6 protein-coding genes and 3 pseudogenes are annotated in these 11,914 nt (G+C 63.8%); 4 read left to right on the forward strand and 5 right to left on the reverse strand.

Features of this window, described 5'->3' with window-relative positions; genetic code table 11:
* Positions 1–949: 949 nt before the first annotated feature.
* Positions 950–1,431, forward strand: a pseudogene (locus ACZ7NC_RS40465) (transposase); the annotation flags it as partial.
* Positions 1,432–2,281: 850 nt separating this feature from the next.
* On the opposite strand, the gene ACZ7NC_RS40470 reads toward ACZ7NC_RS40465, so the two are convergent.
* The 3 genes from ACZ7NC_RS40470 to ACZ7NC_RS40480 all read right to left on the reverse strand — a co-directional run bounded on the left by ACZ7NC_RS40470 (position 2,282) and on the right by ACZ7NC_RS40480 (position 6,198).
* Positions 2,282–3,160 (reverse strand): hypothetical protein, encoded by an 879-nt coding sequence (locus ACZ7NC_RS40470; RefSeq protein ID WP_471496425.1) that lies wholly within the window; start codon positions 3,158–3,160, stop codon positions 2,282–2,284.
* 1,001 nt (positions 3,161–4,161) lie between these two features.
* Complete coding sequence (locus ACZ7NC_RS40475) at positions 4,162–5,418, reverse strand: protein-glutamine gamma-glutamyltransferase (protein ID WP_471496427.1); 1,257 nt, start codon at positions 5,416–5,418, stop codon at positions 4,162–4,164.
* A gap of 300 nt (positions 5,419–5,718) precedes the next feature.
* A complete protein-coding gene (locus tag ACZ7NC_RS40480; protein WP_471496429.1) occupies positions 5,719–6,198 on the reverse strand; it encodes a hypothetical protein in 480 nt (159 codons plus the stop codon).
* A gap of 214 nt (positions 6,199–6,412) precedes the next feature.
* On the opposite strand from ACZ7NC_RS40480, the pseudogene ACZ7NC_RS40485 reads away from it, so the two are divergent.
* A pseudogene (locus tag ACZ7NC_RS40485) lies at positions 6,413–6,539 on the forward strand (transposase); the annotation flags it as partial.
* 319 nt (positions 6,540–6,858) lie between these two features.
* On the opposite strand, the gene ACZ7NC_RS40490 reads toward ACZ7NC_RS40485, so the two are convergent.
* A complete protein-coding gene (locus ACZ7NC_RS40490; protein ID WP_471496431.1) occupies positions 6,859–7,383 on the reverse strand; it encodes a MarR family winged helix-turn-helix transcriptional regulator in 525 nt (174 codons plus the stop codon).
* Between the two features lie 606 nt (positions 7,384–7,989).
* Here ACZ7NC_RS40490 and ACZ7NC_RS40495 point away from each other — a divergent pair.
* Together ACZ7NC_RS40495 and ACZ7NC_RS40500 are read left to right on the forward strand one after the other, a co-directional pair.
* On the forward strand, positions 7,990–8,517 hold the full coding sequence (locus ACZ7NC_RS40495; protein ID WP_471496433.1) for a hypothetical protein: 528 nt from the start codon (positions 7,990–7,992) through the stop codon (positions 8,515–8,517).
* Between the two features lie 836 nt (positions 8,518–9,353).
* Positions 9,354–11,009, forward strand: a complete 1,656-nt coding sequence (locus ACZ7NC_RS40500; protein ID WP_471496435.1) for an alpha/beta hydrolase — start codon at positions 9,354–9,356, stop codon at positions 11,007–11,009.
* Positions 11,010–11,166: 157 nt separating this feature from the next.
* On the opposite strand, the pseudogene ACZ7NC_RS40505 reads toward ACZ7NC_RS40500, so the two are convergent.
* Positions 11,167–11,404 (reverse strand): annotated as a pseudogene (locus tag ACZ7NC_RS40505) (IS6 family transposase); the annotation flags it as partial.
* Between the last annotated feature and the right edge of the window lie 510 nt (positions 11,405–11,914).

The following is an 11,914-nucleotide window of genomic DNA, read 5'->3' on the forward strand; positions in this document are numbered from 1 at the left end:
GGCCTCGCCGAGATCCGCTGGTCCCTCCTGCCACGACGACGATCACGCGACTGCCGCCGAAAACTGAGTCGTCCCCGAGTCCGCTGATTCTTTCCTTGCTGCAGCTGGTGGTCCCGCTGGGCCTGCAGCGAGCCATCCTCAGCGGGGCCAGGCTTAGCACCAGCCGACAGGGGCCGAGCGGATCGCCCCGGAGCACCGGACCTCCAAGGCGTCTTCTGACCCCCGGCGTGACGAAGGTCACAATCCTTCCAACTGCCGCCTCAATAACAAGAATTGCGGGTTACTCGGATACTCCCTCGCTTGCAACGCCAGGGGGATTCTGCGGCAAGAGTGGCGTTCATTACCGCCGGTAATGCAGGATATGCGCCATGCGTGATATCGCTATTTCGTGTGGGGCGACAGAGAGGGAAAGAAATGTATGACCCTAATGGTGTTTGGGGCGGATTATTCGGCTTCACCAACGAGCTTGGATTGGGTGCCCTCAATCTGGCGAACAATGTTGGATGGGGGGCAGCCAATGCGGTGAACAGCACTGTGTGGGGGGCCGGAAACCTGCTGAGCTGGCTGTTCACCCCCTGGGGTTGGTGACCATGGACCGGGCAGTACGGTGAAAGATTTCAAGCGAGACGACTACCAAATCCGCCGGTTCGTCGTTCGCAGGACAGTCCACCATTTCCCGGAGGCCGACGTGGGATGAGATGCCAAGCACGCGAAGCAGGCCCGACGGGACGAGTGCCTGGACAGCGCCAAGCGCATCCTCTACGGTCCCATCGGTCACTGAGCCTTTTTCAGCGTGGCCACTGATCGGGTGACGGCTTCGTCGTCCGCAACGCACGCGCTCCCGTACCGTTGAGGGAGGTCTTCGACGCCTCAACTTATCAGCGCAGGAGTCCGCCTCGTTGTGGGTCAGACCCGCCTGGAGAGCCACCACGCCATCATCACTGGCTCGTTGGTTCCCTGTCCTGCCGTACTGGACTGCCCTACGCCCTGGTCGAGTGGGTCACCATGCTCACCGTGACCCGCCAGGGTGAGCGCCGCTGCAAACTCCCACCGCACCAGGATGCCTTGGTCGGCCTGGTGTACCTGCGCAGCGACGGCACCCTTGCCCAACTCGCTGTCGGCTTCGGCATCTCCGTCGGCGCCGCCCACGCCTACACGGCAGCCGTCGTCGACCTGCTCGCCGACCGCGCGCTCGGACTGGTGCGCGCCCTGCGTGAAGCCGACACCCGGAATGCGTCCTGATCGACAGCACCCTGACCGGGTGTAACCGGGGTCGGCGACAGCCGGGCCGAATTCTCCCACAAGCACCGACGACACTGGGTGAACGTACAGGTGGTGACCGATCCGGCCGGGCGACTGGTGTGGATCTCGCCCGCGCTGCCCAGCCGTGCCCACGACCTCACCGCGGCCCGTACTCACCGGATCATCCGGTCGGGGCGGTGGAGTACCTGATTGGCGGCGAGTTCGCGGTAGAGGGTGCTGGTGGTGACGCGGACGCTCGATTACCTCAGCCCTATCGAGTTCAAAGCGAAGCACTACGCCGAGCAGGCGACGGTCGAACAACTGAACCTGTAAACCCCGTCAGCCCGTTCTGACCAGCTAGTCAGCCCCCTCCACACAGACAGGGGACCTCAACCGTCATCCCCACGCCAGTCCTGGAGACGGCGTCATGGCGAAAGCATCACCATGAGCCGCCAGCTCCCATGTCACTGCCACCGGAAGTGTCTACCGGAGCCACGTCCTGCCGCTGACTCTGTCCCAGCCGGTCTGCTGGCCCTAGGCATCAGAGGACTGCGGACCATTCCCCTGCAGACCTTGCCAGTCCGTCGCGGCCGACGCCGAGACCCCGGTACCGCCTACCTTGACCCAACAGACCCGCCCAGTCCGTCTGCGCACCCGCCTGCCAGCCCGAACCCGCCACAGCCGAGCTGCTGGCACCCAGCCCGGCCTGCCCACCCACATCAACCACTGGTTGCCCACCGGTATCGACTGCTCCACTACCGGCTGCCCTGCAGGCACTTGCTGCGCTTGGGGCAACTCCGCCGACACCGCAGGCTGCTCCACCGGTGCAACCTCAACAGGACTAGGAGCAGGAGCAGTAGCCGCGGGTGACGCACTCCCCGGCACCTGCGACGGATCATTCAACGAGTTCCAGCTAAGCCCACCTGGCTGGGCCCCCTGTGATGATGCAACAGGAGTTGCAGGAGCCGCCTCCGGTGGCACAGCCCTCACCTGATGCAACGGATCCTTCAACGACTCAACCGTTGTCCCGCCCGGCCCGCTACCTGGCGACGACTCGGCCGGAGCCGCCGGCGCAGCCGAAGCAAAAGCCGAGGCTTGTGGGTGAATGGGCGGCCGGTTCTGCTGTCCGTTGATGAGGGGTGCCACGTCTGACGGGGCTCCGCTCGTGAGAGGTGCCACCGCCGATACCGTCGCCCTGGATAGCGCCGCTCCCGAAGCCATCCTGCTGAGACGGCTGGTTCGACTCGGTCGTGGTCTGCCGAATCTGCTCGCCTCCAACCGCATTGTTCGGCTTGAGGGTTGCGGGAAGGTATTGCGTCTGCCCGCCAGCCTTCGGCGGAACTTCACCCTTCGCCGCCGGCATCTCCCCCTGCTCCAGGTCCTCCTGCGGCTCGCTTGTCTCGCCGTTTCCGAGGCCAGCCTCCCTCGTGTTCCTCACGTGAGAACGGGACGAACCGCCCAGGTCCTGGTCATGGCCCTGCTGCACGGACTCCTCGGTCACGCCCCGTGTGGCGCCGGCCGAAAACTGTCCGGATGCATCTTGATGGCTTCCAGGGTTGCCGATGGCATGCGTTGTGGGAGCCCACTTCTCGAGTTCTTTCCCTGTGATTTCTTGATGCTGCTCTATTCTATGCCGCACATCCTTATCATCAATCTGCCAACCCTGATCGCGGAACCGCTTCTCCATGCCGGAGCGCTGTTTCTGCAGGACAAGGTTGATTACCTTTTCACGATTCTCATCATTCCTCTGAGATTCCGGCAAATAACTCCATAAAAGATCAGCCCGTTCGCTGGCGCGGTTTACCCAGTCAACTGGGCCTGGTCCCTGCCGATCTGCCTGGTCCTGTTCCGCTATATAAGCCCCCAAATACTGTATCGAATCCTGCATTTGTGCCGCAATTTCCGACTCGGCGGACACCCTTTGCAGCCATTTCCTTCTCTTCACATACGGAAATGGGATACGGGGCTGCCATTCCGTGAGCCCTCGACCGGAAACCGTCTGCTGTATACCTATTGGAACCCTCGAGCTGCCCCCTGGCATGTGCCGAAAGTATTCAGTCAGGGGCCATTGGGCAGTCAAAATGAGCAGGAAGACACAACTTTGCTCGCAGCCCTGGGGTAGCCGGCCGTAGCGCCAGCAGCAGGCGCACCGTGTAGCAGGGCAGGCCAATGCGTGACGGCTGCAGGTGGGCGGGCATCAGTGGGCGGGCCAGGCTGCGGTGTCGGCGAGTTCAGCGTGGCGTTCGGGCAGGGCCCGCCGCAGGCCGTGGCGGATACGCAGGAAGCGGGCAGCTTCCTGTTCGGTGTGGGGGCGCTGGCGCCCGGCATAGCCGGAAGGGCGGAGGCTTTGCTGAACAGCTGAGGCAGGAGCAGGTGGCTGCGTTCGCGACTTCGGGCCTGTAGCCGCACGGGCGGCTGGGTCGGTCCGGCTGCATCGATCGGCGTCACGTCCGTTTTTGCGTAATGGGATACGCAGCCGGGGCCGTGACATGGCCGGTCTTCCCTGATTGCCTTGTTGACGGCTCGTCTCTTGGGAAATGCGGTGCAGGATGCCGTCGCTCTCGTGCCGACGCTCGGGGGCGGTTATTGAGGCCTGACAATAGATCCCGTAAAGGCGTCGGGAGGCCGCAAATCGTGCTCTCTGCGGAGTTTCCTCGATGAACAGGCACGCGAAAATGCCGTGGCCGCTGACCTGATCGGTGCCGCCGGAGTTGTACGGCTCGGGACGCCCGCCCGCCTGTAGCATCCCGTGACCGCTGTCGGCGCGTACGCTCCTACCGCTCGGCCCTGGCGCCTACGTGCCCCGGACCAGAGGTGGCACCACCTCTGGTCCGGGAACTGGAGCCTTCATCGCCGCCGTCTGATCATCTCGGATTTTTCCCAGAATGGCCGGGCGGCCCGGTCCTCCTACCCGATCTGTTACGGCCAGCCTTGCTTCACCTTGGCGGGGGCAGTGTTCCAGCTCTTGGGTATGAACGTGATGACGTAGGTTCCGCGGTCGAAGTCCGCGTATCCGGCAGACCAGTTCCGGAACTTGCTCTCGTATACGTTCATGGGCCCCAGGTCGCTATTGGGTGCATGATAGTGGTTGGCGTGGGTCCAGATGGTTTTTTCGGCATCCGCTTCTGTTTGAGCCCCGAACCAGCCGTAGTCGAAATTGATCCAACTTTCGCCTGGGCTGGCCGGACTACGCGGAATATTTCTGTCCTTCGACATGTCGACCAGGCCGGTACTCTGGTCGGGCCGGAAGGCATTCGGGTCGCCGTACTTCCTCTTGTCGGAGGAGTCCCGCTGGTCCTGCCCGCTCCAGAAGTGCTTCGAGTAGATCACCGCCTTCATCTTGGATGGGTCGTAGTTGCCTCCATCCCTTTCCTTGAACGACGGTGTATTCCTCAGTGCCGAGTAGAAGTTCGAGCGGCTGTCTTCGTGGAGCAGAGCGTCGTTCTTGTTCGCGAGCTCTGTCTTGAGGTTGTCGATGTAATCCCCCTCGTCGTGGGAATTTTCCAGGGCTTTGTTCATGATGGACGCCACATCACGCGCCCGCTTGAAACCCTTCCCCTCGTCGAAGCTGCCCTTAGCGATGCGTCCCTCGAACTCCGCCTGCGTCTCATTGGGTCGGGGCCTAGTGTTTTCCAGATCGTTCTTGTACTTGTTCTCGTCGAAGAATGCGAACGCCAACTTGTTCGTCGGGTAGGGGCCCGAATTGACCCAGGTGACTCCAACGCAACCGTAGGACAGCTTTTCTCGCTGCCCTTCGGTCATTTGCTGTACCTGGCCGTCGCGGTGACTGTAGATCTGCTGCCACTTGCGTATGTAGTTATTGACGACCGTAGTGGCTCTACCTCCGTAGGCCCGGTACGCGTCAGGCATCCTGTTGAGCGGCTCGGCAGGAGGAATTTCCCTGTCGTCGACAACGTCGGGGGCCCGGAAGGATGCACTGGCGCTCGGCGGTAATTCCGCCGGAGACTTGCCAGGTTGACCCAGAGCCAGAGCTCTTTCGTTCAGTGCGTTTATGTTCTTGACGTCATCCGCCGTCAAGCCGTGTGTTTCGGCGTAGGACCCCTTGTTTTCCCCGTCGCCGCTGCTGGCGGCCTGGCTGACTGAGGGCATGAATCCGGCGGTGCATATGACCGCACCCACAGCAGCGAAGGCGAGGAATCTCCGACGTTTATGCATGAAAATCAATAACTCCCTTGTGGTGAAATCTCATGAAACGAGGGCATGCGAGAGCACGATGCGATGGAGTGGTTTAGGGCGAACCTCCGCTCAGAGCCTTGGCCACGCTGTCCTGCGGCACTGCGCCGACGGCAGGCAAGGCCGCCGCCGCGAGGCGGAAGGAGATGCAGTAATTGCGGGTAATGGCGGTGGCAAGGCAGTCGTCGCCGGTCATCACCGTGGGGCCGCCGGGGGGCCGGGCGCGACTAGGCCGCCACCCGGCATGGCTGGCTGCCCGGGTCGGGCGGGGCCGGTGGGTCGCTATATCAGGGTCGTCGCCGAGGCGATGACGCGGGCTCGGTCCGGGTGGTCCGGGTCGCCGTAGCGGACCTCGACGCGCGGGTGGGAGCGCATGAAGTCGGTGTCGACGAGGCGGACCTGGCTGGGGTGGTCGACCGTGCGCTCGGCGATGTCCGTGTCGAGGAAGAAGCTGAACTCACCTGTGGCCGGGGCGTAGACGAAGAACTTGCGGCCCTCGAACTTCTGCTGCGCGACGTTGTCCGTGAGGACCAGGGACCAGAGGCCCACGCAGTGGCCCGCGGGACACATGAACTGGAAGTCGGCCCGCAGGCCGTCCAGTTCCATCCATCGGAAGGGGTTGTCGTCGTCCGCGTTGATCGTGACGGCGGTGACGGCGGTCGCGACCGGGGCGGCCGCTTGGGCTCCCTGCGTGAGGGGCAGGGCGAGGGTCGCGGTCACGGCGACGGTAGTGAGGGCGCGGAGAGCGGCTCGGCGTATCACGTCTCGGCTCCTGGATGAGTGATCAGGTTGATACGAGCAGTGATCATGTCCTCCGGGTTAACTCCCGGGCAACACCATGGTTTTAAAACCGGCCACTCCGTCACGGGAACAATCCCTCGGCCTCGGCAGTCATCTGACCGCTCGATCCTTTGGCGGGGCTGAGGCTGGGGCAACCTCCCGGACCAGTACACACGCAGCTGGGCCGGGAACCTAGGACGGCTGGATGTCGGTCGCCGGCACCGCAGTACTGCGGCGTCCTGGGGAACCGTGCCAACTGCCAGGCCGCGGTCAGTGTCCGCACCTCCAGGGACACGGCCTCCTGCCTTCCGCAGTGGCGGCTGGCCTTGGACATGCTCGACCCGCTGGCCGGCTCGGGGGGCATGACACATGAGGGGATGACCCAGTCATTTCGCGCTTGGTGCCGTCTCCCGCTTCTGCACGGAAATCGATGCGGCGTCGACTCGAGGACCGGCTCCTCGGTCAAGTCGCTGACGGTGACACAGACTTGAGCAGCAAGCAGCCCCCGGCTCCCGTGGCCTGGTCCCCGTGCGATTCCAGCGGGGCGCAGCGAACGTCCTGCTCTTCGGAAATTCAACCGTGGTCAACAGCGACACCGCACAACGACGCCGAGAAGGATGCGGCGAACGGACTTCAAGCTCGTCATGTGATCGTGGTGTCCACCCAACCCAGCGGAGGCGGCCCGGAATCGTCTGCAACCGGAGCCAGAGGTTCCCCTCCGGCCCTAGTGAAGACAGTGAGCGCTTCGACGAGTGTGATCCGCTGCGTGGCGTTGAGCCGTGCGACGATCTCGGAGAGTTCGGCACGGCGGTGGGCCATGACCTCCGCCACGGTACGCCGGCCCTCCTCGGACAGTTGCAGCAATGTCTCGCGGCGGTTGTCTGGGTTGGTCTGCCGATCAGCGAGGCCAGCGGCGATGAGCCGGTCCACCATGCGCATCGCGGTGGACGGCACCACGTGGAGCAGATCAGCGAGTATGACCAGCTTGGTGGTGCCGCGGGTTGCGAGCACCACCAGCATGCGGAACTGCGGCAGTGTCAGTCGTTCTTCGACCTTGGCGAGCGACCGCGCAGAGATCGCCACCAAAAGACGCGACGCGGCCAGTACCGCGCTGGTAACCGCATCAACATCATCCACGTCACCGTTGGGGGCGTCGGGCTCGGGCATGCTCCCTTTTCTACCCTTCCAGCGGCCCTCGGCCCAGGTTGACGGAACAGTCGTTATCTCACGTCACTTTGCCATGGCCGTGGTAACGCATGAGCAGCATGGCAGCGTCGTCAGGGGCAGACGGCGTGCCCCTTCACTTTGGCAGCAGCTGCGCACCCGCCGCGACAGGTTCGAGGTTTCGCTGCCATGCACACCCAGGCCCAGTGGAAGAACGATTGCTGCTGGCCACGGGACCACGGCCGCCAGGCAACGAAGCGCCAGGGAAACCCACTTCAGAGGAGCTGGACGACTGGCGATCGCACTTTGCACTGTGCAATGATCAAGGTGGAGAAGCCAAACTGACGGTTGGTGGCTGCCCCGGCACCCGAACGGTACTGCCGCGCGGCAAGGACCAGCACACTGGCCGTCGGCCCTGTTCTTGATCAGTTGGAGCGAACATGGGTATGCCAACCAGCCTTGAATAGTGATGTGTCGACCATGGGGCACTGCTTGGCGTGACCTGGTACTGACGGACACAGAATCGTGCCGAGGGCTGCTTGGTTCTGGAGGTCGTGGGATATGTGTCCTCGTGCCAGGCGCTGCAGGGATCTCGGCAGAGAGACCGAGATGAAACCCGTCGACTATGCGATGATCGCAGCGCAGGCTCCCGTGATACATGCGGCGTGGGCATTCGCCCAGGCGTATTGGATCCACCACGACATGCGCACAACCTGGCACGTCATCCATCCATGTTTGCGCCGCCGTTGGGTGCAGGCCTGGTTGATGTCGTTCTGTGAGCGGCCGCTGGCTGATCGGTTTGCCCCTGACGAGGTGGTCGAGGCGTTCGCTGAGGATCAGGTTGACCATGAACTGTGGGAGCTCTTCGCTCGTGCGCAGGTCAAGGCCGCCTCGTTGGTTGTTGACCAAGAGACATGGGGAGTTCAGGCCAACCCTGAGTTTGTGGCCGCCGACATGGTTCTCGTCAGGCTCGTGCAGATGCTGCCACCCCGTGGTCCCAGTTCCCCTGAGGGTACGGATGTGCCTAGTCGTGCCGCAGACGGGCTCGTGGCCTCGGTGCCGCTACTGATGCGATACGAGGTCGGCCCCGGGTGGCGGCTGCTCAACGTCGGTACTGACGTCAACTCGCCAGGGTGAAGTTTCGTTAAGTCCCTGATGGGCTCCGTGCGGTGGCTGCTATCCCCGGTGTGCGAGGGATGCGGGTGGGGCGGGCTGACCGCTGCGGAACGGCGGCACCGGGAGTCAGTACGAATGTAGGCGGCCGTGCTGTTCGAGGAGAAAAACAAGCCGTCGGCGGTGGCACGGCGCCTGCGGGTGAGCCCGAAGTCTGCCTCGGATGCTGGCCCCGGCATCCGCACCACAGGGCTGCGCCCCGGCCTACGAAGGGCCAGCACTGGCCCGACTTCGGCATCAACTGAATCGACCTATTGAACAATTTATCGTGCGCCGTTCAGGATCTGCGCACGGTATGTGACTCCTGCCACAGGCTGGGTGGGTGGATAGGACCGTCTTTGTGATCGCGCGATTCCCTGTGTTGTGATGCGCCGCAGGAAAGTCGCGTGCTTGCCAGTCTGTTTTTGTGATTCACGTGACGTGATCTGCATCATGCCCGCTTTTTTACACAGCGGACTGCGTAGCCGACTGGGCTGACGATCCTGACCTGTCATGTTCTCCTTTACTGACGGCTTGTCTCAGCGAGGGAATGCCGGTGTGAGGGCCTGTGTGGTTGATGGTGGGACTGGAATTCGTCGCTGACGGACCCGGTGTCATCGCTTGTAGGGGCGAATTCTTTTGCAGAGCCGAGGAGTTGTTCAATGAAGAATTCCCGTAGGCGTGGTGCGCGTCGTAGGCGGTTGGTGCTGCTGGGCGCTGCTGCGGTCGCTGTGGGAGGTGGCCTTGCTACGACACTCTGGCAGGCCGGAGCCGCCTCTCCGCCGGGCAGTGGGGAAGCGCCGAGTGAGTTGCAGGCCTCTTTGGCCCGTCAGACGCTGGAGTGGAAGCAGTGCCCGGCGCCGACTCCCGTGCAGGGCGGTCGTGAGGTCCCGGGTGTTGCGTGGGAGTGCGCAACGCTGACGGCACCGCTGGACTACGACAAGCCGGACGGTGAGACGATCGGTATCGCGCTGATCCGGGCCAAGGCCACGGACCAGTACCAGCGGATCGGCTCCCTGGTCACCAATTTCGGTGGGCCCGGCGTATCCGGCGTGGACACCCTGCCCCAGGCGGAGAAGGACTTCGCGAAGCTGCGTTCACGCTACGACGTGGTCAGTTTCGACCCACGCGGAGTCGGCGCGAGCGAGGGCATCAAGTGTCTGGACGAGGAGACGGACCCAGCGCAGGACCCCGGCCGCATGCCGGATGACCCGGCAGCGCAGAACGAGGCCTTCTTGAAGTTCTCCGGCAAGTACGTCAAGGCGTGTGTGAAGAACTCCGGCAAGGTGCTGCCCTATGTGAGCACAAAGAGCTCGGTCCGCGACATGGACCTGTTACGCCAGGTGCTGGGCGAGGAGAAGCTCAACTATTACGGACTGTCCTACGGCACCGAACTCGGCGCGGTCTACGCTCACATGTTCCCCGATCACGTGGGCCGGACCGTTCTCGACGGCGTCATGAACCCGGACATCTACACCAACGACCCCGCCCAGCTCGCCCTCGACGGCGCCAAGGGCTTTCAACGCGGCCTGGAGCACTTCCTCGCCGAATGCGCCAGTCACGGGAGTGATTGCGCCACCGGACCCGATCCCAAGCAGGGCGAGGAGAAGATCATCGAGCTGCTAGACCGGCTCGACCGGCAACCATTGCCGACGCAGGACGGCCAAGGGCTCACCCGCGACCAGGCCCTGGGCGCCATCAGCGGCGCCCTCTATGCCCACGAGTCCTGGCCTGACCTGGGACAGGCCCTGGCGGAAGTCGAGCTGGACGGGACGGGAAACATGCTCCTCGAGATGGCAGAGCAAGGTGAACAGGGCCTCAACCAGGACGCGTTCACCGCGATCACGTGTGCGGACACCTCCAAGCGCTACACATCCCAGGAGGTGGAAACAATGCTCCCCGAGTTCCGCAAAATATCGCCGGTCTTCGGCGAGTCACAGGCCCAGATGCTGCTGGCCTGTACGGACTGGCCGGTCAAGGGTGACAAGGGCGGCCTGGACGTCTCTGCCAGGACCGCTCCCCCGATGCTCCTCGTCGGTACCACCGGCGACCCCGCGACTCCCTACGAGTGGACCGGCGCCATGGCCAAGGCGCTCGGTGACGGGGTCGGCATCCAGCTCACCAATCAGGGTGAGGGCCATGGCGCTTTCGGACACGGCGCCTGCGTGAACGCCACGGTCAACGCCTACTTCCTCGACGGCAAGACGCCCGCAGACGGCACCACCTGCCCGCCGGAGCCAACCGACACCAGCACGCCCTGCACATGCACCGTCCCGCACAACCCCGGCCCAGAAAACCGCGGACTCGACAACCGCGGACTCGACAACCGCGGACTCGAAGAGCCCGGATCTGAAGGCCCTGGATCGCCAGGCCTTGGGTCCGCAGGCCCCAGGGCGGGAGACTATGGGCCTGAAGGGTACGGGCCCGGAATATACGGGGTTCTGCAAAGAGTTACGGGAACTGACACGTCGTCCTGAAATCCCCGGCGTGGTTTTTCTCAACTCTTCGCCTTTGGTGGTTAGTTGGGCGACCCTGGCGTGTGCCGGCTGGCAGAGCCTCAGATGGGTGATGTGCAGCTGTTGGCCTGTCATCAGGTGGGGAAGCCGGGGTCATTTCGGTGCTCTAGTCACGGACAGTGATCAGGTGACGGCAGGGGCAGAAGTGGGTGAGATGCCGCTGAAAGCGGACAGGAATCTCTGGGCGTGCCCGGCCGAGGTGAAGCGTTTCATGGCCCGCTCTCGCTACCTGGCCGGCTGGTGGAACTCCGCCCGTTGTTGAGGTACTTCGAGGAGCGGTGCTCGACGGAGGGCAGCACAATGCGGTGGGCCGCGCCGTAGGAGCGGAGCATGTCGTACACCCCCATCCGCGGCACGAATGCCGAGGACAGGGCCGTCCTGATCCACGGCGCGCCAGCGAACCTTCCCGTAGGCGGCAGTGGTGACCGCGCGCGTGGCACTCTTGCCGTCAGTGACCGTGGCGCTCGGGGGCGAACCACTGCTGCCCGCAGCGAACCCAACGGGAACCCCTTCCCCGCCATCACCCCCCAGGCGCGGGCAACAACGACCACGGCGCCGACTTCGGCTTCACCAAGCCGAGGGTTGGCCTGGCCCTCGATAAGACCGCACGCTTCCGTGTCGGCCCCGCGCATCCGATCGAGTACCAAGTGACCGTCGTCAGCAACGGCCCACCGCTCCTACGGCGGGACCCTGACCGCCCGATCCCCGAGGGAATCACCGACGCCCGCACCTCGGACGCCGAATGCATCATCAATGCGCAGATACTCACCTACAACGGCGGGCCTCTTGAGGTAGGACAACCCGCATCATCACCGTTCGAGGCCTCGCCACCAGGCGCTGGAGCCCATCGCCATCGAAAACTGCGC

This window comes from Streptomyces sp. NPDC111802, assembly GCF_055634335.1.